General features: G+C 72.1%; 18 protein-coding genes and 1 pseudogene. 8 read left to right on the plus strand and 11 right to left on the minus strand.

Features of this window, described 5'->3' with window-relative positions; all coding sequences use genetic code 11:
• Positions 1–45 precede the first annotated feature (45 nt).
• Positions 46–468, plus strand: a complete 423-nt coding sequence (locus tag OG782_RS17660; protein WP_406452062.1) for a universal stress protein — start codon at positions 46–48, stop codon at positions 466–468.
• Positions 469–544: 76 nt separating this feature from the next.
• Here the strand turns inward: OG782_RS17660 and OG782_RS17665 are convergent, their stop codons facing one another.
• The gene (locus OG782_RS17665; RefSeq protein WP_406459123.1) at positions 545–1,609 is read right to left on the minus strand and encodes a protein phosphatase 2C domain-containing protein; all 1,065 of its coding nucleotides are present in this window, start codon (positions 1,607–1,609) and stop codon (positions 545–547) included.
• Between the two features lie 148 nt (positions 1,610–1,757).
• Complete coding sequence (locus OG782_RS17670; protein ID WP_406452064.1) at positions 1,758–2,156, minus strand: hypothetical protein; 399 nt, start codon at positions 2,154–2,156, stop codon at positions 1,758–1,760.
• 121 nt (positions 2,157–2,277) lie between these two features.
• Between OG782_RS17670 and OG782_RS17675 the strand changes: the two genes are divergently transcribed.
• The 4 genes from OG782_RS17675 (at position 2,278) to OG782_RS17690 (ending at position 7,511) form a co-directional block, all read left to right on the plus strand.
• Positions 2,278–3,171: a hypothetical protein gene (locus tag OG782_RS17675; RefSeq protein ID WP_406452066.1), complete on the plus strand. Its 894-nt coding sequence runs from the start codon at positions 2,278–2,280 to the stop codon at positions 3,169–3,171.
• Positions 3,172–3,294: 123 nt separating this feature from the next.
• Positions 3,295–4,257: an endonuclease/exonuclease/phosphatase family protein gene (locus OG782_RS17680; RefSeq protein WP_406452068.1), complete on the plus strand. Its 963-nt coding sequence runs from the start codon at positions 3,295–3,297 to the stop codon at positions 4,255–4,257.
• A 106-nt stretch (positions 4,258–4,363) separates the two neighbouring features.
• Positions 4,364–5,326 carry an NADP-dependent oxidoreductase gene (locus OG782_RS17685; protein ID WP_406452070.1) on the plus strand — a complete coding sequence of 321 codons (963 nt, stop codon included), beginning with the start codon at positions 4,364–4,366 and terminating at the stop codon, positions 5,324–5,326.
• 268 nt (positions 5,327–5,594) lie between these two features.
• Positions 5,595–7,511 (plus strand): FUSC family protein, encoded by a 1,917-nt coding sequence (locus OG782_RS17690; protein WP_406459124.1) that lies wholly within the window; start codon positions 5,595–5,597, stop codon positions 7,509–7,511.
• Between the two features lie 61 nt (positions 7,512–7,572).
• Here OG782_RS17690 and OG782_RS17695 read toward each other — a convergent pair whose 3' ends face one another.
• Positions 7,573–7,980 (minus strand): RNA-binding S4 domain-containing protein, encoded by a 408-nt coding sequence (locus OG782_RS17695; RefSeq protein WP_406452072.1) that lies wholly within the window; start codon positions 7,978–7,980, stop codon positions 7,573–7,575.
• Positions 7,981–8,352: 372 nt separating this feature from the next.
• Here OG782_RS17695 and OG782_RS17700 point away from each other — a divergent pair, with 372 nt between their 5' ends.
• On the plus strand, positions 8,353–9,882 hold the full coding sequence (locus tag OG782_RS17700) for a VWA domain-containing protein (protein WP_406452074.1): 1,530 nt from the start codon (positions 8,353–8,355) through the stop codon (positions 9,880–9,882).
• Here the strand turns inward: OG782_RS17700 and OG782_RS17705 are convergent.
• A complete protein-coding gene (locus OG782_RS17705; protein ID WP_406452076.1) occupies positions 9,816–11,027 on the minus strand; it encodes a sensor histidine kinase in 1,212 nt (403 codons plus the stop codon). The two genes, OG782_RS17700 and OG782_RS17705, sit on opposite strands and share 67 nt — an antisense overlap.
• On the minus strand, positions 11,024–11,677 hold the full coding sequence (locus tag OG782_RS17710; RefSeq protein ID WP_406459125.1) for a response regulator transcription factor: 654 nt from the start codon (positions 11,675–11,677) through the stop codon (positions 11,024–11,026). Before OG782_RS17710 ends, OG782_RS17705 begins: the two co-directional genes overlap by 4 nt.
• A 149-nt stretch (positions 11,678–11,826) precedes the next feature.
• Here OG782_RS17710 and metG point away from each other — a divergent pair, with 149 nt between their 5' ends.
• Positions 11,827–13,431: a methionine--tRNA ligase gene (metG, locus tag OG782_RS17715; protein ID WP_406452078.1), complete on the plus strand. Its 1,605-nt coding sequence runs from the start codon at positions 11,827–11,829 to the stop codon at positions 13,429–13,431.
• 66 nt (positions 13,432–13,497) lie between these two features.
• Here the strand turns inward: metG and OG782_RS17720 are convergent, their stop codons facing one another.
• The 3 genes from OG782_RS17720 to aspS all read right to left on the minus strand — a co-directional run bounded on the left by OG782_RS17720 (position 13,498) and on the right by aspS (position 17,064).
• Positions 13,498–14,079: a Uma2 family endonuclease gene (locus OG782_RS17720; protein ID WP_406452080.1), complete on the minus strand. Its 582-nt coding sequence runs from the start codon at positions 14,077–14,079 to the stop codon at positions 13,498–13,500.
• A gap of 69 nt (positions 14,080–14,148) precedes the next feature.
• Positions 14,149–15,012 (minus strand): L,D-transpeptidase family protein, encoded by an 864-nt coding sequence (locus OG782_RS17725; RefSeq protein ID WP_406452082.1) that lies wholly within the window; start codon positions 15,010–15,012, stop codon positions 14,149–14,151.
• A 267-nt stretch (positions 15,013–15,279) separates the two neighbouring features.
• Positions 15,280–17,064: an aspartate--tRNA ligase gene (gene aspS / locus OG782_RS17730; RefSeq protein ID WP_406452084.1), complete on the minus strand. Its 1,785-nt coding sequence runs from the start codon at positions 17,062–17,064 to the stop codon at positions 15,280–15,282.
• Between the two features lie 152 nt (positions 17,065–17,216).
• On the opposite strand from aspS, the pseudogene OG782_RS17735 reads away from it, so the two are divergent.
• Positions 17,217–19,307: pseudogene (locus OG782_RS17735) on the plus strand (SpoIIE family protein phosphatase); the annotation flags it as partial.
• A 175-nt stretch (positions 19,308–19,482) separates the two neighbouring features.
• On the opposite strand, the gene OG782_RS17740 reads toward OG782_RS17735, so the two are convergent.
• The 3 genes from OG782_RS17740 to OG782_RS17750 form a co-directional block, all read right to left on the minus strand.
• Entirely contained in the window at positions 19,483–20,580 is a 1,098-nt protein-coding gene (locus tag OG782_RS17740) for an AI-2E family transporter (RefSeq protein ID WP_406452086.1), read from the minus strand.
• 84 nt (positions 20,581–20,664) lie between these two features.
• Positions 20,665–21,621 (minus strand): pirin family protein, encoded by a 957-nt coding sequence (locus OG782_RS17745; protein WP_406452088.1) that lies wholly within the window; start codon positions 21,619–21,621, stop codon positions 20,665–20,667.
• A gap of 150 nt (positions 21,622–21,771) precedes the next feature.
• Positions 21,772–22,212 (minus strand): SseB family protein, encoded by a 441-nt coding sequence (locus tag OG782_RS17750; protein WP_018522179.1) that lies wholly within the window; start codon positions 22,210–22,212, stop codon positions 21,772–21,774.
• Positions 22,213–22,367: the final 155 nt, after the last annotated feature.

Genomic DNA, 22,367 nt, shown 5'->3' on the forward strand with positions numbered 1-22,367 from the left:
GCGCTGAACCGAACTGAACCGAGCCGAACCGAGCTGGAGGCAGAGATGGGCAGGATCGTGGTGGGCGTTGACGGCTCCGAGTCGTCGATCAAGGCGCTGCACTGGGCCGTACGCCAGGCGGAGCTGACCGGTGACACGGTGGAGGCCGTCAACAGCTGGGAGTACCCCGCGACCAGCTGGGCGTCCATGATGCCGGGCATGCCGGAGGACTTCGATCCGCAGGCCCTGGCCACCGTGTCCCTCACCGAGGCGCTGGAGGAGGCCCTCGGCGGTGCGCGCGCGGCCGAGATCAGCAAGGTCGTGGTGATCGGCAATCCGGCGCAGTCCCTGCTCGACCGGGCCGAGGGCGCGAATCTGCTGGTGGTCGGAGCGCGCGGACGCAGCGCCCTCAAGGCCACCCTGCTCGGCTCGGTCAGCCTGCACGTCACCCAGCACGCACCGTGCCCGGTGACCGTGGTGCGCAACTGACGACCGCCGGCGCGACGGCGGAAACGGGGCGGGCCCGTGCATCCTCGGTGAGGACGCGCGGGCCCGCCCCGCGCCGTCACAGCTCCACGACGTCCGCGACCGCGCAGGCCACGTTGTCGGGGGCGCCCGCCGCACCGGCCAGCGCGACCAGCTCGCGCACCGCCGTGCCGGGGCCGTCCGCCGCGGCGAGCACCCGGGCCAGGTCCGTACCCTCGACGACCGCCGAGAGCCCGTCCGAGCAGAGCAGATAGCGGTCACCGGGCCGCACGTCCCGGACCTCCAGGTCGGGTCCCGATCCCTCCGGACCGCTCCCGAGCGCCTTGAGCAGCATGGCCCGCTGCGGGTGCGAGGCCGCCTCCTCCTCGGTCAGCGAACCGTCGTCGATCATCGACTGGACCAGACTGTGGTCGTGCGTGATCCGGAACAGCTCCCCGTCGCGCAGCAGATACGCCCGCGAGTCCCCGATGTGCACCAGACCCAGCTGCGAGCCCGTCCACACCATCGCGGTCAGCGTCGTCCCCGACTCCTGCGGCGCCCCGCTCCCCGCCACCGCGTCCCGCACCGCCCGGGCGGCCCGCTCCGCCGCGTCGTGCAGGCTGTTCAGCAGCTCCGCGGCCGGCACCGCCGCCCGCGCCACCGGCTTCAGGGCGTCGATCGCCGCGGTGCTCGCCCCCGCGCCGCCCTCGCCGAACCCGTCGGCGACCGCGAGCAGCCGGGCCCCTGCGTACGCCGCGTCCTGGTTGGTCCCGCGCACCGCGCCGGTGTCGGTGCCGGCCGCGTACCGGATTCCGAGCGTTCCCACCTGTGTCATGACTTCCTCCGTCGACAGCTGGTCGATGAGGAAGGCCGCAAGGTCCCGCCGGGCCGCCGTCTCGGCCTCGACCTGAGCCCAGTACGCCCGGATCGCCGCGGCGGCCGCACCGGAGTCCAGTGCGATCACCTCCGTGATCCGGGCGAGCGGCATCCCGATCCGGCGGAGCCAGGCCACCAGCCGGGCCGTCCGCGCCTGCGCCGGGTCGTAGTACCGGTAGCCGTTCACCGGGTCGACCAGGGCGGGTGTCAGCAGGCCGAGCTCGTCGTAGCGGCGCAGCGCCTTGGCGGACAGCCGGGACAGCCGGGCGAAAGCCCCGATCGTCACCATCGCCCCGCCGGGCGTACGCCCCTGCCCCTCGTCCGTCACCCTCACGCCTCCTCATACCGGGCGGTCCGCCCGGCACGCCCGATCCTTGGCCTTCCCCCATGGAGAAGGTCAAGGATCGCCTGCGCAGGGGGTGCGAAGCCGCCGGGGTTCAGTCCTCGTGGGTGTAGAAGACGTAGAACGCGGCGATCAGCATGCCCGCCCCGGTCAGCAGCCCCAGTACCGATGCCGCCAGCACACTCTTGCCGGACAGGCTGTAGAGGAAGCCGACCGAACCGCCGAACAGCGCGCCGTAGGCGGCCGCCCTGAGTTCGCGCGGCAGACGGTTCTGCATCCGGCCCAGAACGAAGCAGAGCGCCGCGAGCACGGCGCCGGAGATCAGCCCGAGCGCGAGCTGCGTGCCGGTGAGCACACCGCCGCCGCGGACGATGGACGTCGCGTACCAGCCGAGGATCACGCCGAGCGTGACGGGAACGGCCCAGCTGAGCATGGAGGGGCGCTGGGCACGCGCTCGCATTCCGCGTGCCTGCACCGAAGCGTGTGCGGCCATGGCAGACAGCTCCTTCCGTCGCCCCCGCTTTCCCTCCAGAGCACACCTGCTCGCGCCCCCCGGCAACTCGGATGGGCTACGGCCCGGGGCGCACCGCCGTCATCCGCGATTCCCTGGTGAGGTGCGGACCTACTTCTCGGCGGCTCTCTCGGCGGTGCTCCTGGTACTGCTCGCCGTCCTGGTGCCGCTGAGCGCGCTGTCCGCCTGGGTGGATCTGGAGATCGACGACACGGACCGTTACGTGGCCGCGGTGGCGCCGCTCGCCTCCGACCCCGATGTGCAGAACACGGTCGCCGATCTGATCACCGACGAGGCGATGAAGCAGATCGACGTGGGCCCGCTCCAGGACACCGTCCGCGACTTCCTGCACCAGGCCGTGCAGTCCTTCACCACCACCGACGCCTTCCAGGCCGCCTGGAACGCCGCCAACCGCACCGCCCACGAGGCCGTCACCGCCGCACTCGACGGGCAGAGCGGCGAGAGCGTCACCATCGATCTGGCGCCCGTGACGGAACGGGTGAAGCAGAACCTGGTGGACAACGGGGTGCCGTTCGCCGACCGGATCCCCGTCCAGCACACGGACATCCGGATCATCACCGCCGACCGCGCCGACCAGTTGCGCCAGAGCTTCCGGTGGCTGCGGGCCGCCGGTGTGTGGCCGGCGATCGGCACGCTGGTCCTCGCCCTGCTGGCCGTCGCCCTGGCCTGGGTACGCGGCGGTCCGGGCCGCCGGGGCTCCGTCCTGGCCGCGCTCGCCGCCACCGCCGTCGCCGGGGCCGGCTTCGCGGCCGGCGCGCTGGTGCTGCGCGGGGCACTCGCGCTGGCCCGCAACCGGTTGCTGGCCGAGGTGCCCGGCAGCGAGACGGACGCGGCCGCGGCGGTGTACGACGCGCTGACCGGGTCGCTGCGCACCACGGTGTGGATCGTCTTCGGTACGGGCCTCGCGCTGGCCGTGTGCGCGGTGGCGGCACGGATCCGGGCGCAACGCGTACTGCCGGTCCCCGCCGGCAAGTGACGGGTCACGGCCCGGCGCGAGGCGCCGATCGCCGGGAACGACGGGCCGGCCCCGGCAGGTGCTGCCGGTCGTCCGGCGATGACCGGTCCGGGCCCGGCGCGTGCTGCCGGTAGCGTCCGGGGCATGACGGAACCGCTCCGCCTCCTCGCGCTCTGCGCTGCCGCCCTCCTCCTCGCCGGGGTGAGCCTCGTGACCGGCTTCCGGGCCGCCGGCGCCGACGGTGTGACCCCGCTCCCGCAGGCCCTGGCCTTCCTGCCGTGGCTCCTGGTGCCCGGCGCCGCCGGTCTGGGGCTGGCCGCGCTGGCCCGGTGGCGCGGCGGGCTCGTGTGGGCGGTCGTCGCGCTCGCGCTGACGGTGTGGTTCGTGCGCCCGTACGGCCCCGCCACCACAGGCGCGCACGGCCGGGTGGTGGCCCGGCTGGACGTCCTCACCTCCAACGTGGAGTTCGGGGCCGGGACGGACGCGCTGATCACCACGATCCGCCGCGAACGGCCCGATGTCGTCTTCGTCCAGGAGTGCGACTTCGGGTGCGCGGACGCGCTCGCCACCCGTGTCCCGGCCGCCTCGTACCCGTACCGCGACGTCGTCCGGCTGGACGGTTCGCTCGGCTCGGCGATCCTCAGCAGGTTCCCGCTGCGCCCGGCGGGCCGGATCGACGGGGCGATGGCGATGCCGGGATCGGTCGCGGTCGTGGCGGGCCGTGAGGTGCGGCTCCAGCTCGCGCACCCCATGCCGCCGCTCCCCGGCGGGGTGTCCGCCTGGCGGCGCGAGCTCGGCCGGATCCGGGACTTCGCCGCCTCGGTCCGGGCCGAGCCCGCCGTCGTGGCCGGCGACTTCAACGCCTCCCAGGACCATGCCGCCTTCCGGGCCGTCCTGGACGCGGGCGGCCTCCACGACAGCGCCCGTCTCGCCGGCTCCTCCCGTACGTACTCCTGGCCCGCCGACCGCACCACACCGCTGCGCACCCAGATCGACCATGTGCTGGTCAGCGACGACTTCTCGGTCCGCTCGGCCCGCTTCCTGAACCTCGCCGCCACCGACCACCGGGCGTTGCTCGTCGCCCTGGAACTGCGCGAATCCGGCTGAGGGCGGGGCCCGCGGCCGCCGACGTGCGGGTGCGCGCGGGCCGGGGAAGAGTGGATGGGGAGGAGTGGACGGGCCGACTGCCGGGGGCGACTGAGAGGTCTTCCGTATGCGAGCCATCGCCGTCGGCGCGTTCCGGGCCGACCCCGCACTGGTCGAGATACCCAAGCCGGAGCCCGGAACCGGCGAGGTCCGGGTGAGGGTCGAGTACGCCTCGCTCAATCCGCACGACTGGCAGTTCGCGGACGGTTCCCCGGAGAGCCGGGCCCCTCAAGTCTTCCCGTTCGTCGTCGGCGTCGACTTCGCGGGCCGGGTCGACATGATCGGCAGCGGCGACAACCGCTTCCGGGTCGGCGACCGCGTCTTCGGCCGGGCCGGCGGACCGGCGGCCGGCCCGGGGACGTACGGCGACTACGTCTGCGTACCGCAGGACTCCGCCATCACCCTCGTCCCGCCCGGCCTCGACACCCGCATCGCGGCCGCGCTGCCGTCCGCGGGGATGGCCGCCGCCCAGATCCTGGAGGCGGTGGCGCTGCGCGGCCACGAGAGCCTGCTGGTCATCGGGGCCGCGGGCGGTGTCGGCAGCTGTCTGACGCAGCTCGCCAGGGCCAGGGACGTGCGCGTGATCGCGGCGGTGCGCGGGGACGAACGGTCCAGGATGGGCTCGCTGGGCGCCGTCGTCACCATCGACCTCACGGACGGAGCCGCGGCCGAAGCGCTGCGGGCGGCCTGCCCGGACGGCATCGACGCGCTGGCCGACCTGGCATCCGCGACCCCGGAGGCGTTCGCCGCGCACGCCGCGACGGTCCGGCCGCGCGGCATCGCGCTCTCCACCCGCGGAGTCGCGGCCGGGGCCGTGCTCCCCGACGGTGTGCGGGGTGTCGACTTCCGGCTCGATCCCACCCCCGTACTGCTGGACGTACTCGCCGCGGGCGCCGCGGAAGGGATCCTGCGGGTGCCCATCGACATCGAACTCCCCCTGGAGAAGGCCCCGCAGGCCCTGGACCGCAACCGGACCGGCGGGGCGCGCGGCAAGACCGTCATCGTGCTGCGGGAGAACGGACACCGCTGAGAGAACGACGCTCAGGTCTCTGCACCGGGGAGAAGGCCCGACTGCGTACCGTGGAGGTCCGGCTCGACCACAGAGCGGTGAAGAGCGGTGAAGAGCGGTTAAGGGGGACGCGTTGACAGGCACCGGAGCCGACGCGGGTGCGGGTGCGAAGGGGACGGGCAAGGCGAACGCCGGGGGCGGGGACGCGGGCGGCGCACGGCCGGGAGGCACTGGAGCGGCGTCGTCCGCCGGATCCACCGTCCTGCCCACCGCGGCCCAGCGGCGGGCCATGCCGCCCGTCTGGCTCCGCTACGGTCTGCGCCCCCAGCCCACCCCCATCCCCTGGGCCGCCGTCGCCCGCGCCTCCGTGGCCCTGGCCGCGCCGCTCGCCGTCGGATTCGCCGTAGACCGGCCGGTCTACGGGGCGCTGGTCTCCATGGGCGCGCTCTCCGGCGTGATCGGCGACACCGCCGACGCGTACCGGATGCGCATCCTCAACATCGCCGTGCCGCAACTGTTCGGCGCCCTCGGCATCCTGATCGGCACGTTCGTGTTCGGGACCGGCTGGGCGGCCGTCGCCGTGCTCACCGTCATCGGCCTCGTCTCCGGGATGATGTCGACGATCGGTGCCGTCGCCTCCGTGTCCGGGCTGCTGCTCCTGCTCAACTCCGTGGTCGGTGCCGGACTGCCGATGCCGGACCCCTGGTGGGTGGCGCCGCTGCTGCTGACGCTGGGCGGTCTGCTCGTCCTCGCCCTGACGCTGCTGGCCTGGCCGCTGCGGCGGAAACTGCCGGAACGCGTCGCGGTCACGGGCACCTACCTCGCGGTCGCCGATCTGCTCGCCGCCGCGGGCACCGACGCGTACGAGGAGAAGCGGCAGGCCGTCACGGAGTCCCTCAACACCTCCTACGACCTGATCCTCGCGCGCCGCGCCCGCTACCACGGCCGCAGCGGCGCGATGGTGCGGATGCTGTCCCAGCTGAACGTCGTCATCCCGCTGGTCGAAGCCGCGCCCGCGGTCCACGTGCGGCGGCTCCGGCTGCCCGACGCGATCCCGGCGGCGGTGCGGGACCTGGCCGCGGACGTGGCCGAGACCCGCACCGGCGGCGCCGAACCCGCCCTGCCCGCCCCGGACTCGCCCGCCACCCGCGCGGTCGACAGCGCGCTGCGCCATGCCTTCGCGGTCGTCCACAAGGCCGAGCCGGATCCGTACAACGTCGACGACCGGCTCGGCCGCCCCGCCGCGCTCGGGGTGCGCGTCCGGCGCGCCACCCGCAACGTCCTGCTGTCCGGCCCCTCGTGGCGGTACGGGCTGCGCCTCGCCCTCTGCATCGGACTGGCCCAGGCCCTGACCTCGCTGGTCGACGTACCGCGTTCCTACTGGGTGGCACTGACCGTGACGTTCGTGCTCAAGCCCGACTTCGGCTCGGTGTTCTCCCGCGCCGTACTGCGTTCGGTGGGCACGGCCGCCGGGCTCGTCATCGCGGCGCCGGTGCTGGCGAAGGTGCCGATCGGCTGGTGGGACGTGCCGGTGATGGTGGTGCTCGCGGCGCTGATCCCGGCCCTCACCGCGAAGGGGTACGCCTTCCAGACCGCGGCCGTCACCCCGGTCATCCTGCTCCTGTCCGACCTGCTCAACCACCAGGGCCTGCACCTGGTCTGGCCGCGCTTCCTGGACAGCCTGATCGGCTGCGCCATCGTGCTGGTGGCCGGATACCTGCTGTGGCCGGAGAGCTGGCACACCCGGATCGGTCACCGCCTGGCCGACGCGGTGACGGACATCGCGGACTATGTGGCCTGCGCGTTCGAGCCGGGCGACGACGGCGACCGGGCGGAGCGCGTACGGGCCCGCCGCCGCATCTACCGCGATCTGTCGTCCGTACGCTCCGAGTTCCAGCGCGCCCTGACGGAACCGCCCCCGACCGGCCCCCGCGCCGCCGCCTGGTGGCCGCTGGTCGTCGCGGTCGAACGCATCGTGGACGCCACCACGGCGGCCCGGGTCCGCGTCGACCACGGGGCCCCGGAACCGGAACCGTCGGAGGTCGCCGCCGTGCGGCGCCAGCTCGTCGAACTCGCCGACGGCGTGCGGGCGAGCGAGGTCCTGGTGGAGGTGCGCGCCGAACTCCCGGGCGACGAGGAGGGCGTACTGGCCCCGCTGCGCCAGGAGGTCGCGGCGGCCAGAGCCATCGCCTCACCCCAGCCGTAGCCGTAGCCGTAGCCGTAGCCCCAGCCATGGCCTCAGCCGTAGCGCCGAGGGGGCCCCGCCCTCACTCCGCGGGGTCCGGCCCCGCGCCCCGCAGTCGCTCCATGTCGCGCCGGTCCCGCTTCGTCGGCCGCCCCGCGCCCCGGTCCCGCACCGGAACCTGGATCGCACTCTCGCGCGGCGGCGGGGGCGGGCTGTTGTCGATGAAGCACTCCGCCGCCGCCGGCGGCCCGACCCGCTTCTTCACGATCTTCGACACGACGACGACCCGGTCCCGGCCGGCGTGCCGCAGCCGTACCTCGTCGCCGACGCGCAACGCCTGGGCCGGCTTGGCGCGCTCACCGGCGACCTTCACATGACCCGCGCGGCAGGCTGCAGCGGCTTGCGCACGGGTTTTCGTGAGCCGGACCGACCAGATCCAGACATCGACCCGAACGCTGCCCGCCGCCTGCGGTGCCTCACCGGAAACCATGGGTCCGACTGTAGTCCGGCGGACGCGCGCGGGACCTGCGTGATCCGACGATCGCCGGGTACGGTGCCGGCAGCGGCGTCCGCCACGCGCGCCGGCCGGCCCGACTGACCACAGGTCAGGCACCACAGGCGTGGTTCACAGCGGCGGAACAACTCGCCACCGCACAGGTGCGGGTGAATGACGAGCGCCCGTCCGGCGCGGCAACCGCCCAGGACTCGGTCCGGAATCGGTTGCGGCTCAGTTGTCCCACAGGCGGGCCGCGCCACCGAAGGGCCGGATCCGGCCGCTAACCTTACGTATCCGCCCTGGCCAGGGATCAATTCCCGCAGTACGGACATTCATCGCACCCAACTCATGCGAAAGGCCTCGCCCATGGGCATTCGGAGCTTGCTGCGCAAGGTGTTCGGCCGTGACCGCACGGAGCAGGACGAGCCGACGACGGCCACGGTCCCGCCCCAGGGCGAGCGCACCCTCGCCACGGAGCCGGTGGCGGTGGACGAGCCGGTTGCGCAGACCGAGCCCGCCTCGGCCGTCAAGGCGTCGGTACCGGCCCCGGCCTCTTCGGAGTCGGTCCTGACCACCGCGTCCCGGACCACGACGGACGACGGCGGGGCGGCGGCGGACCTGGTGGCCGCGGCCTTCGACAAGGCCGCCGCGCCTGCCCCCAAGGCCGCTCCCAAGGCCTCTCCCACGGTTCCGTCGCAGGGATCCGCATCCCGCACGAAGCCCGCGGAGGCCGTGAAGCCCGCGGAGCCTGCGGAGCCCGCGAAGCCTGCGGAGCCCGCCGCTGCCGTGAAGCCCGCGGAGCCGGCAGAGCCCGTACAGCCGTCGGAGCCTGTGGAGCCGGCCGCCGAGGTCGAAGCCGACGCGCAGGCCGAGGCAGAGGTCGTGGCAGAGGCAGAGGTCGTGGCTGAGGCAGAGGCAGTGGTCGAGGCAGAGGCCGTGGCTGAGGTTCCGGCCGCTGTCGAGCCCGAGCCGGTCGTCGCCGCCGCTGTCGAGCCCGAGCCGGTCGTCGCCGAGGCTCCGGCCCCCGAGGCCGTCCCCGAGCCGATCACCATCGACATGGACCCGGAGCCGGAACCCGAGCCCGAGCCGGAGCCGCTCGCCGCCGCCGCGCCGACGGCCGAACCGGAGCCCGTGGCCGAGGCACCCGCCGCCGTGGAGCCCGAGCCGGTCGTCGCCGAGGCCGAGCCCGACGCCGCCCCCGTCGGCAAGCCCGCGCTCACTCTCGCCAAGGTCAAGGCCGGTGCGCCGGAGCTCGTGGCCCCGTACAAGGCCGCGCAGGCCGGGCTGAAGGCGCACGGGCTCACGGGCCTGCGCGCCACCGTCTACCTGGTGCTCGACCGCTCCGGCTCCATGCGGCCGTTCTACAAGGACGGCAGCGCCCAGCACCTGGGCGACCGCACGCTCGCCCTGGCCGCGCACCTCGACGAGAGCGCCACCGTCCAGGTCGTCTTCTTCTCGACCGACATCGACGGCACCGGCACGGTCGGGCTGGAGGGCCACGAGGGCCGGATCGACGAGCTGAACGCGGGCCTCGGACGGCTCGGCCGGACGAACTACCACCGCGCCGTCGAGGAGGTCGTCGCGCACTACGAGAAGTCCGGGGCGACCGGCCCGGCGCTGGTGATCTTCCAGACCGACGGCCCGCCGGACGTCAAGCAGGCCGCCCGCCAGGCGCTGAACGAGGCGGCACGGCTGCCGCTGTTCTTCCAGTTCGTCGCGTTCGGCGACGAGGACGCGAAGGGCTTCGACTTCCTGCGGAAGCTGGACGCCCCGAACGCCGGCTTCTTCCACGCGGGCCCCGCCCCCCGCGAGGTCACCGACGCCGCGCTCTACCGCGGGATTCTCGCCGCGCCGGCCGCCTGGGCCGCCGCCCGTGAGACGGCCGCCGGCGCCTGATCCACCGGCAGACGTACGGTCACGGCGAGGCCGCCCTCCGGGCCCGGCACCGCCGTGACCGTACCGTCGTGCGCCATCGCTATGGACCGCACGATCGAAAGACCGAGTCCCGAGCCCGGCCCCATCCGGTCCCTGCCCTCGCCGCGCCGGAACGGCTCGAACAGGCCGGGAATGTCCGCCGCGTCCACCACCGGACCGGTGTTGCGCACCTCCAGCAGCACCCCTGCGCCCGCCGGCACCAGGGCCACCTCCACGCTCCCGCCGGGGACGTTGTACGTCACCGCGTTGGCCAGCAGATTGGCCACCAGCTGGGCCAGCAGCAGCCGGTTCCCGCGCACCGTGCAGCGCCCGGGCTCCACCGTCACCCCCGGGTGCCGGCCCGCCTCCTCCGCCACCACCCGGTCCAGGTCCACGGCCTCCCGCTCGCTCTTCGCGAGCCCGCGCTCGCTGCGCGCCAGCACCAGCAGCCCCTCGATGAGCCGCTCGCTGCGCCGGTTGTTGTCCAGGAGTGTCTGCTTCGTCCGTACGAGGTCGGCCGGCGTCGGGTCGTCCAGGCCGACCTGGATGGCCGCCCGCTGGGTGGCCAGCGGGGTCCGCAGCTCGTGCGAGGCGTTGGCGATGAACCGCCGCTGGCTGTCGAACGCCCGCTCCAGCCGGGCGAGCAGCGCGTCCAGCGTGTCGCCGAGCTCCTTGATCTCGTCGTCGGGGCCGTGGGAGGCGATCCGCTCGTGCAGCGTGTGCTCGGAGAGCCTGCGCGCCTTGGCGGTCATCGCGTGCACGGGCCGCAGGACCCGCCCGGCCGTCCACCACCCGACGCCCACCGCACACGCCGTCATCACGAACACGGCGGCCGCGGACCAGATGAGCAGCTGGTGCCCGGCCGCGGTGCTGACGTCGTCGGTGAGGTCGTAGACGGTCAGCGGTCCGACTTCGGCCCGGGAGACGGGCGGGCCGTTGACCGCGTAGCCCGGCTGGACGACCACGGCCGTCTGGGCGATGTCGCGGGCCTGCGAGTCCGTGCCGGCCCGGAAGGCCAGGTTGACCGTGACGAGCAGGCCGGTGGCGAGGACCAGGAACACCCCGCCGTACACGAGCGCGATCCGGGTCCTGATCGTGGAGTGCGGCACCCGGGGCGGACGCCTCACAGGGCGTACCCCACGCCCTGAACAGTGCGGATGAGGGCAGGCTCTCCGAGCTTGCCGCGCAGCTTGCTCATGCAGACGCGGACCGCTCCCGTGAAGGGGTCGGCGTTGGCGTCCCAGGCCCGCTCCAGCAGCTCCTCCGCGCTGACCGTTCCGCCGTCGGCCTCCAGCAGGAGCTGGAGCACGGTGAACTCCTTCGGCGAAAGGTCCAGGTCGCGGCCGTCCCGGGTCGCGGTGCGGCGCACGGTGTCGAGCCGGATGCCGTACCGGTGCAGCTGAGGCGGTACGGGGCGGGCGCTGCGCCGCCGCAGCGCGCGTACCCGCGACACGAGCTCGGGGAACTCGAACGGCTTGCCCAGGTAGTCGTCGGCGCCCAGGTCGAGCCCGGAGACACGGTCCTCCATGGACCCGGCGGCCGTCAGCATCAGGATCCTGGTGCGGGAGCCGGAGGCGACCAGAGCGCGGGCCACGTCGTCGCCGTGCACCCGGGGCAGATCGCGGTCCAGGACGACGACGTCGTAGTCGTGCAGGCCCAGGTAGGCCTGGGCCGCGTCACCGCTGTACACCGTGTCGACGGCGAACCCGGCCCGCCGCAGCCCGGTGGCGACCAGCTCCGCCAGGATCTCCTCGTCCTCGGCGACCAGTACCCGCATCGTGATGTCCCCTGCCTCGTGCACGCGTGTCCACTCCCTCCCAGGATGCGTCTTTGCTACGGGAAGGGATGTTTCGCAAAGCTCTCCCCCCGCCGCAGCCGGATTCAGCGGTGTGAGTGGATCTCCCACGGACCGTTAGGATTTCGACCATGGCGGCCACTGGATCCGAGAAGCAGGCGGCGAAGGCGTTTTACGTCTCGACCCCCATTTACTACGTCAACGACGCTCCTCACCTGGGCCACGCCTACACGACCGTCGCAGGCGACGTGCTCACCCGCTGGCACCGCCAGCGCGGCGAGAAGGTGTGGTACCTCACCGGCACGGACGAGCACGGTCAGAAGATCATGCGCACGGCCGAGGCGAACGACGTCACGCCCCAGGCGTGGTGCGACAAGCTCGTCGAGGAGGCGTGGAAGCCCCTCTGGGAGCACCTCAACATCGCCAACGACGACTTCATCCGTACGACGGAGAAGCGGCACACCGACCGTGTGCAGGAGTTCGTGCAGGACCTGTACGACAAGGGCGAGATCTACAAGGGCGGGTACGAGGGCCCGTACTGCGTGGGCTGCGAGGAGTACAAGCTCCCCGGCGACCTCATCGAGGACGAGAGCGGCACCAAGCTGTGTGCCGTCCACAAGAAGCCGGTGGAGATCCTCAAGGAGGAGAACTACTTCTTCAAGCTCAGCGAGTACGGTCCGAAGCTGCTGGAGTTCTACGCGGCCAACCCGGGCTTCATCCAGCCCGAGTCCGCCCGCAACGAGGTCCTGAACTTCGTCAAGCAGGGTCTCCAGGACCTCTCGATCTCGCGCTCGACCTTCGACTGGGGCGTCCCGGTGCCGTGGGACGACAAGCACGTCATCTACGTGTGGGTCGACGCCCTGCTGAACTACGCCACGGCGGTCGGCTACGGCGCCAACCAGGAGAAGTTCGACGAGACCTTCCCCGCCAGCGTGCACCTGGTCGGCAAGGACATCCTGCGCTTCCACGCGGTGATCTGGCCCGCGATGCTGATGGCGCAGGGTCTGCCGCTGCCGGGCCGGGTCGCGGCCAACGGCTGGCTGATGGTCGGCGGCGAGAAGATGTCGAAGTCGAACCTGACGGGCATCAAGCCGCAGGACCTGACCTCGCACTTCGGCGTGGACGCCTACCGCTGGTACTTCCTGCGGGCCATCGCCTTCGGCAGTGACGGCTCGTTCTCCTGGGAGGACTTCACCGCCCGCTACACCTCCGAGCTCGCCAACGACTACGGCAACCTGGCCTCGCGCCTCGCGGCCATGGTCGGCAAGTACTACGGCGGCACGCTGCCCGAGGCCACGGCCGCGGGCGAGGCCGAGCAGGCGGTCCAGGAGGGCCTGGCCAAGGCCGTCGCCACGGCCGACCTGAAGATCGGCGAGGAGCTGGACTTCCAGGCGGGCATCCTGGCGATCTTCGACTTCGTGAAGCAGGTCAACGGCTACATCACGGAGCAGGAGCCGTGGAAGGTCGCCAAGGACGAGTCCCCGGAGGGCAAAGCCCGCCTCGCGACCATCCTGTACACGGCCTCCGAGGCGCTGCGCGGTGTAGCGGTCCTGCTCAACCCCGTCATGCCGGAGACCTCGCAGAAGCTGTGGGAGTCGCTGGGTGCCGAGGAGTCCCTGGGCGCGCTGTCCGGCCAGCTCGTGCAGGACGCGGGCACGTGGGGCCTGCTGCGGCCGGGTGCGACGGTGACGAAGGGCGCGGTGCTGTTCCCGCGCCTGGAGGAGAAGCCCGCGTAACGGGTGTACGTACGGCGAAGGGGCGGGACCGGGTGAACCGGTCCCGCCCCTCACGCGTTTCTCCGGTCAGCGGACCCAGTTCTTGAGGGGCTCGGTGTCCAGCTCGATGCCTACCGGGTCGGGCAGCCGGACCGTCTTGCCGAACGGGACGGTCACCACCGTTTCGTACCGCACCCCGTCAGGCTGCGAGTGCACCTTGACCTCGCAGGTCTCACGGTCGATGAGCAGGTAGACGGGGATCCCGGTCTCCGCGTACGCACGCGGCTTCTCGACCCGCTCCCGGCGGTCGGTGTCCTCGTCGTACGAGGTGACCTCGACGAGCATGAGGACGGCGGCCGGGTCCGCCCATTCGCCCTGGCCGGCGACGGTGTCGAGGCGGGCCAGCGCACCGTCAGGACGCGCATTGCCCTTTCGATACGTGTCGATGTGCAGGCCCTGTTCAGCGAAGAGCCAGTTCCGTGGATCCGACCGCATACAGATCTGCGTAAGCCAGACGATGATCCGCCCGTGATCCCCGTCCGGGACAGCCTTGACCCCCAGTTTCCCGTTCACGAATTCCAGACGCAGTGCTTCGTCCACGCGTATGGCATGACGGGCCAGATCTTCGAAGGTCTCCTGGGTCAGCACACCGTTGTCGACCACGGTCACGCCAGCCTCCTCAAGAACCGGTCGGGCAGTCCCCAGGTTGCGGGCCACCGGCCGGACGCGCCGCCGTATTCAGCGGCTCAGGGACGCCGCGTCACCCATCACGATGACCGGCTCCTGCGCCGGGTCGAGCGCGCCCAGCAGTTCCTGCATCCGGTCCTCGGTGACCGAGACGCAGCCCTGCGTGGGGCCGCCGTGGTCGACGTGGATCCAGATGCCGCCGCCGCGCTCTTCGCCGAGCGGGCGGGTGTGGTCCAGCGGGGAGGTGCCGGGGACGCGGTTGTAGTCGATGGCGATGACGAAGTCGAAGGAGCCCTCCAGCGGCTCCCCGTGGAAGCCCTCGCCCTCCACGTAGAAGTCCGGGCTCCGGTCGTACGGGAACTCCGTGGCCGGGGGGTCCAGCCGGCCGCCCGCCGCGGTCAGCGTGAAGACACCGACGGGTGAGCGGAGATCACCCTCCCAGTGCTCGGCCGTCCAGCCGTTCAGGGCGTTGTGGGCGGGCCAGGGGCCGATCGCGGCCCGCCAGCCCACGGCGGGGTCGTCCCGGGTGTACAGGACGGCACTCGACCGGTTGGAGTCGGCGGACTCACCGGTGACGACGAACGCCTGGCGGGTGCCGGCCGGGATCGCCGCACGGGTCCGTGGCCCCAGCCCCGGGATCTCCCTCGGCGGGGCCGGCGGTGACGGCGTGGGCGGTACGGCGGCCGCCCCGGGTGACGACGGCGCGGCCGTGGCGGCGGCTCCGGGCGGTCCGGGTACTCCGGCGGCGCCGGGCGGTCCTGGCACGGCCGTGGCGCCCGCGCCCTTCGTGGTGGCACCGCCGATGCCCGTACCGGCCAAGCCGTCCGCCCCCCACCCGGCCAGCAGCAGCAGAAGGAAGATGGCGCAGACGACGTACGGGGGGCGCAGGGGGAGGTGCGAAGGGGGCAGGGGCACGGCAGGGCTCCTCAGCAGTCGGTGGCTAAGCCGCGGGGCCGGTGCGGACCCTGCCGGGAGTCCGCTGCGCCGGTGTCGGCCCAGCCAGTCTTTGCCGCAGCCGGAGCCGGTCAATCCGGCGCCGGGGCCATCCGGCTGTACCCGTTCAGGTGGTTCATGTACTTGTATGCGCACAACCATGCGCCGGAGCGGGCCCACGACGCGAAACAGCCCCTGGTGGTGGCCAGGGGCTGTTTCACGTGAAACCGGCGTGCGAACCGGACGCTCCTACTTCTCGGAGTCACCCTTCGCCGACGCGACCGGCTTGCGGAGCTGGATGTTCAGCTCGCGCAGGCGGGTCTCGTCCAGCACCGTGGGCGCGCCCATCATCAGGTCCTGGGCGTTGCCGTTCAGCGGGAAGGCGATCGTCTCGCGGATGTTGGGCTCGTCGGCCAGCAGCATCACGATGCGGTCGACGCCCGGGGCGATGCCACCGTGCGGCGGGGCGCCGAGGCGGAAGGCGCGCAGCATGCCCGCGAACTCCTGCTCGACGGTCTCGCGGTCGTAACCGGCGATCTCGAAAGCCTTGAGCATGAGCTCGGGCTCGTGGTTACGGATGGCGCCGGAGGACAGCTCGATGCCGTTGCAGACGATGTCGTACTGCCAGGCGAGGATGTCCAGCGGGTCCTTCTCCTCAAGGTCCTTCAGGCCGCCCTGGGGCATCGAGAAGGGGTTGTGCGAGAAGTCGATCTTGCCGGTGTCCTCGTCCTTCTCGTACATCGGGAAGTCGACGATCCAGCAGAACCGGAAGACGCCCTCCTCGAAGTGGCCGGCGCGCTTGGCGGCCTCCACGCGGACGACGGACATGATCTTGGAGACCTCGTCGAACTCGCCGGCGCCGAAGAACACGGCGTGGCCGGGGACGAGGGAGAGGCGCTCGGTGAGCGTCTTGACGTCGGTCTCGGTGAGGAACTTGGCGATCGGTCCCGCCAGCTTGCCGTCCTCGCCCACACGGACCCAGGCCAGGCCCTTGGCGCCGTGCTCGACGGCGTAGTCGCCGAGGCCGTCGAAGAACTTCCGGGACTGGCCCGCGGTGTCCGGCACCGGGAGGGCGCGGACGTGCTTGCCGGCGAAGGCCTTGAACTCCGAGTCCGCGAAGACGTCGGAGATGTCGACGAGCTCCAGCTTGGCGCGCAGGTCCGGCTTGTCGTTGCCGTACTTCAGCATCGACTCGCGGAACGGGATGCGCGGGAACGGCGAGGTGACGTGGCGGCCGTTGCCGAACTCCTCGAAGAGCTCGGTCATCAGCTTCTCGATCGGGCGGAAGACGTCCTCCTGCTCGACGAAGGACATCTCGACGTCGAGCTGGTAGAACTCGCCGGGCGACCGGTCGGCGCGGGCGTCCTCGTCGCGGAAGCACGGCGCGATCTGGAAGTAGCGGTCGAAGCCGGAGATCATCAGCAGCTGCTTGAACTGCTGCGGGGCCTGCGGCAGCGCGTAGAACTTGCCCGGGTTCAGCCGGGACGGGACGACGAAGTCACGGGCGCCCTCGGGGGAGGTCGCGGTGAGGATCGGCGTCGCCATCTCGTTGAAGCCGAGGGCGACCATCTTGGCGCGGATCGAGGCGATGACGGCGGAGCGCAGCATGATGTTGCGGTGCATGCGCTCGCGGCGCAGGTCGAGGAAGCGGTACTCCAGGCGCCGCTCCTCGTTGACCCCGTCCTCGGCGTTGATCGTGAAGGGCAGCGGGGCGGCCTCGCCCAGCACCTCGACCTCGGTGACCTCGATCTCGATCTCGCCGGTCGGGAGCTCCGGGTTGACGTTGTCGGCGCCGCGGGCGGAGACCTTGCCGTCGATCCGTACGACGGTTTCCTTGGTCAGCTTCGACAGGGCGTCGTTGGCGGGGGTGCCGGGGCGGGCGACGAGCTGCACCAGACCGTAGTGGTCGCGCAGATCGATGAAGAGGATGCCACCCAGGTCTCGGCGATTGTGCAGCCAGCCGCTCAGCCGGACGTCGGTGCCGACGTCAGAGGCGCGGAGCTCGCCGCAGGTGTGGGACCTGTACCGATGCATCGTCGTTCATCCAGTCTTCGCGGTTGGGGGCGGATACAGCCACCCCAGGCTACCGCCCGCGACCGGCCCGTTTCATTGTCATTGTCCGCATCAAGATCGTCTGCGGGCCTCTGACACTGCCCCGCACACGCATGCCGGTTTAAAGTGGGGCAATGCGCACCGAGGACGTCCTGGCCGCGACCGCGACCGGACTTTGGCGCTGGGACAACGGAGCCGGGACGGTCACGCTCGACGCGGAAGCCGCCCGGATGCTCGAGCTGCCCGCCGAGGCCGGAGTCTTCCGGGAGTCCGAGGTCCGTTCCCGCTTCCACCCCGTCGACTGGAACGAGATCTACGGGGTGGTGAACCTCGCCGTCGCCGAGGGCACGCTCGCCGAGGCCCGGCTGCGCATCGTGGATGCCCAGGGCCGGGTGCTGCGTACCGTACGGAGCCGTTCCAAACCGCTCCCGCCCGACGGGCCCGGCGAGGCGGGCTATGTGCTGGTCGGCACCCTCCAGGAGGTCGCCGAACCGCAGCCCGGCACCACCGGGGCGCACACCCCGATCACCGGCGACTGGCGGCGTTCGCGCGAGGCGTTCCTGCTGGACGCGGGGCGGGCCCTGGCCGAGGCCCGGTCGACGACGGAAGTGCTGCGCGTGGCCTACTCGCTCTCCATGCCCGGCTTCTCGCCGGACGGGCTGGCGGTCTTCGGCGTCGAGGGCGAGCGGCTGACCATCGTCGGACAGCACGGACACACCATGGACGACGAGAGCCCGTTCGCCGACATGCGCCTGGAGACCGATTACCCGGCCACCGAGGTCGTACGGACGGGGCGGGCGATCTATCTGCCCTCGCCCGAGGAGTACCGCGACCGCTACCCGGCGACCTGGCCGCTGGCCCGGCGGTTCGGGCGCCGGTCCTGGGCCTTCCTCCCGCTGATCGTGGCGGGGCGCACCATGGGCGCCTGGATGGCCGGGTTCCGGCATCCGGTGTCGTTCTCCCCCGACGAACGGTCCGTCCTGACGACCGTCGCCCGCCTGCTCGCGCAGGCACTGGCCAGGGCGGGGGTCGCCGAGACCGAGCGGGAGCTGTCGCTGGGGCTCCAGCGCTCGATGATGCCGTCCCTGGGCCCCGACATCCCCGGGATGACCGTGGCCGCGCGCTACGTCCCGACCGGGGGCGGGCTCCAGGTCGGCGGCGACTGGTACGACATGATCCCGCTCCCCAGCGGCCGCATCGCCCTCGTCATCGGTGACGTCCAGGGCCACGACGTGCGGGCCGCGGGGCTGATGGGCCAGCTGCGGATCGCCCTGCGCGCGTACGCCTCCGAGGGGCACCGCCCGGACGCCGTGCTCTCGCGCGCCTCGCGCTTCCTCTCCGGGCTCACCGACGGATACGAGGACGACGACCGGACGGGCGGACGCTTCGCGACCTGCCTGTACGCGGAGGCCGACCCGGACACCGGCACCCTCGACATCGCACGCGCCGGCCATCCCGACCCCGTGGTGATGACCTCCGACGGGACCGCCGTCATCCGGCAGACCGAGGGCGGTCTGCCGCTCGGCATCGAGGAGGACGCGGACTATCCGACCACCCGGATCACACTGGAGGCCGGAGAAACGATCATGCTGTGCACGGACGGGCTGATCGAGACCGGCGGGCACGACATGTCCACCGGCTGGGTCCGGCTCCGCCCGATCCTGGAGCGGCACACCAGCGACCTGGAGAAACTCGCCGACGCCCTGGTGCAGGCCGTGCACGGGCCCACCTCGCACTACACGACGGGCCCGCTCGCCGACCGGCGCGAGGACGACGTCGCGGTGCTGCTGCTGCGCCGCGAGAGCCCCACGACGCACCCGACGGCAACGCGGCAGACCGCGCTGACCATCGCCCAGGCGCAACCCGAGCGGATCGCGGCCGCCCGTCAGCAGCTGCGGGAGATGCTGCACGACTGGGCGGACCCGGATCAGGTCGACGCGGCCGTGCTGCTGCTCTCCGAAATGGCCACGAACGTGCTGGTCCACACGGACGGCGACGCACTGATGGTCGCGCAGGCCCGCGGGGAGCACGGGAAGCGGCTGCTGCGGGTGGAGGTGTCCGACGGCAGCGACGAGCTCCCGCACACCCGGCGGCCCGGGGAGATGGCGTCCAGCGGGCGCGGGCTGGTGCTGATGGGGATGCTCGCCGATGCGTGGGGCGTGGATCCGCGGGGCGCGGGAAAGTCGATCTGGTTCGAGCTGCACGAGTCGGCAAAGTCGGCGGAGCCGATGGGGGCGGAGCCTGATTCGCATCCGGAACCGGCGGAACCGGCGGAACCGGCGGAACCGATGGGGGCGGAGCCGGATTCGCATCCGGAACCGGAAGAACCGGCGGAACCGGCGGAACCGATGGGGGCGGAGCCGGATTCGCATCCGGAACCGGAGCCGGAACCGTAGGTCCTCATCCGCCCGTCGGGGCGGGGGGCGCGTCCGGCGGCGGTGCTGCGGGGTCCTGGCCCTGCGGGCGGTCCTTGCGCAGTTCGCCGATGATGCCGAAGGCCGCGGCGCACACCGGGACCGCGAGCAGCATCCCCAGCAACCCCGCCACGCTCGCCCCCGCCGTCAGCGCGATCATGATCATGGCGGGGTGCATCTGCACGGTCCGGCTCTGGATCATCGGCTGCAGGACATGCCCCTCCAGCACCTGGACGGCGAGGACGACGCCGAGCGCCCAGAGCGCGATCACCAGCCCCCGGTCCGCCAGTGCCACCAGTACCGCGACGGCTCCCGACAGGAAGGCGCCCAGGTACGGGATGTAGGCGCCGACGAAGACCAGCGCGCCGAGCCCCACCGCGCCGGGCACCCGCAGGATCAGCAGACCGATCGTGATGCAGACCGCGTCGATGAGCGCGATGAACGTCGTACCGCGCATGAAGCCCTCGACGGCCTCGAACGCCCGCCGGCCCATCGCCTCGACCAGGTCGCCGGTGCCGCGCGGGGCGACGGTGTGCGCGAGGTTCACGGCCCGGTCGGAGTCGCGCAGGAAGAAGAAGGTCAGCAGCAGGGCGAGCACGGTGGTGGCGATCAGCGAGCCGACCAGGCTGAGGCCGGTGAGGAGCCCGCCCGCGGCACTCGCGCCGAACTTCTCGACGAGCTTCTTGGCATTGTCCGCGAGGGCGTTCACGTTCGCGCCGTCCGCGAGCCCGAAGTGGTCGATGACCCACTGTCCGGCTTCCTTCAGCGAGTCGACGATCTGGGCGCCGGTGTCGACGAGTGCCGTGACGACGATGTAGCCCGCGCCACCGCCCACCGCGACGAGCAGGGCGCAGGTGACCCCGGCGGCCACCGAACGGTTCACCCCGTGGGCGGTGAGCCGGCGGTTGACCGGACCCAGCAGCGCCGTACCGAGCAGCGCGAGCAGGACCGGGGTGACGGCGGTCTTGAGGATGATGCACAGGAAGATGGCGACGCCGGCGACACCGGCGACCAGCAGGACGACACCGCACCAGGCGGCCGTGCGCCGGGCGGCGTCGGGCAGGAGGGGCTTGTTGGTCTGCACCCCCTCACCCGATCACAGCAAGGGTGCCGTGGCCCGTCCGAGCCGCCGTATGGGTGACGATCCGTCATACGGCGGCTGCGGGACTCACATTCCGTGGACGGCGGGCACGGTGCCGAGGCGGCCGGCCTGGAAGTCCTCGAAGGCCTGCTTCAGTTCGGCCTGGCTGTTCATCACGAACGGCCCGTAGTGCGCCATCGGCTCCCGGATGGGACGGCCGCCGAGCAGCACGACCTCCAGGTCCGGGGTGTGGCCGTCCTGCTGCTCGTCCGCGCGGACGGTCAGCGAGGAGCCGAAGCCGAACACCGCGGTCTGGCCCATGTGGACGGGACGGCGCTCCTCGCCTGCGGTGCCGCGGCCGGCGAGCACGTACGCGAGGCCGTTGAACTCCTCGCGCCACGGCAGCGTCACCTCGGCGCCGGGGCGCACGGTGGCGTGGATCATCGTGATCGGGGTGTGGGTGATGCCGGGGCCCTCGTGGCCGTCGAGCTCACCCGCGATCACCCTCAGCAGCGCGCCGCCGTCCGGGGAGGCGAGCAGCTGGACCTGGCCGCCGCGGATGTCCTGGTAGCGCGGGGCCATCATCTTGTCGGCCTTGGGCAGGTTCACCCAGAGCTGGAGGCCGTGGAAGAGGCCGCCCGACATGACGAGGGACTCCGGCGGCGCCTCGATGTGCAGCAGGCCGGAGCCGGCCGTCATCCACTGGGTGTCGCCGTTCTGGATGGTGCCGCCGCCACCGTTGGAGTCCTGGTGCACGAAGGTGCCGTCGATCAGGTACGTCACGGTCTCGAAGCCGCGGTGCGGGTGCCACGGGGTGCCCTTCGGCTCCCCGGCGGCGTACTCCACCTCACCCATCTGGTCCATCATGATGAACGGGTCGAGGTGCTTGTAGTTGATCCCCGCGAAGGCGCGGCGGACCGGGAAGCCCTCGCCCTCGAACCCGGTGGGCGCCGTGGTCACGGCGAGCACGGGACGGGCCACGGCATCGCCGGATGCGGCGACCTTGGGCAGGGTCAGCGGGTTTTCGACAGTCACTGCGGGCATGGAAGCCACCTCCGGGGATTGTTCTGCATCCAATTTAGTTGAATGGTGAACATCTCGCAAGGCGGCATTCATTCCCGCACCGCTCCCGGCAGCCGGAAGGGGGCCCGTACCAAGCGGTACGGGCCCCCTTCGGGCAGGTCGAGGCGGCTTCTAGCCGTACATACGGCGCATCGCGAAGTCGACCATCTGCTCCACGGCCTTGGCGTCGAAGACCATGCGGTGCTCGCCCTCCATGTCCAGGACGAAGCCGTAGCCGGTGGGCAGCAGGTCGATCACCTCGGCGCCGGTGATCACGAAGTACTTGGACTCCTTGCCCGCGTACAGCCTCAGCTCCTTGAGCGTGGTGAACATCGGGATCACCGGCTGCTGGGTGTTGTGCAGCGCGAGGAATCCCGGGTTGTCGCCGCGCGGGCAGTAGACCTTCGACGTCGCGAAGATCTGCTGGAAGTCCTCGGCGGCCAGCGAGCCGGTGGTGAAGGCCCGTACCGCGTCGCCCAGCGAGGGCGGCGAGGGTTCGGGATACAGCGGCTGCTCGCCGTAGCCGCCACCCATCGGCTGCTGTGCGCCCTGGTTCTGGTCGTAGCCGTACATGGAACAAAGAGTAATCGGACACATCTGTGCCTTGAGGGGTTGCGTCTTATTACTGACGGGTAGCATCATCGGAGAGGTCAGCTGATACGTCTGGGACCGGCCAGGTCCCCGGCGGTGCGGCCGACCGGTACCCGCCACAGCCCGTCGCCCGATCC

The organism is Streptomyces sp. NBC_00876, assembly GCF_045207435.1.
Classification (GTDB): Bacteria; Actinomycetota; Actinomycetes; order Streptomycetales; family Streptomycetaceae; genus Streptomyces.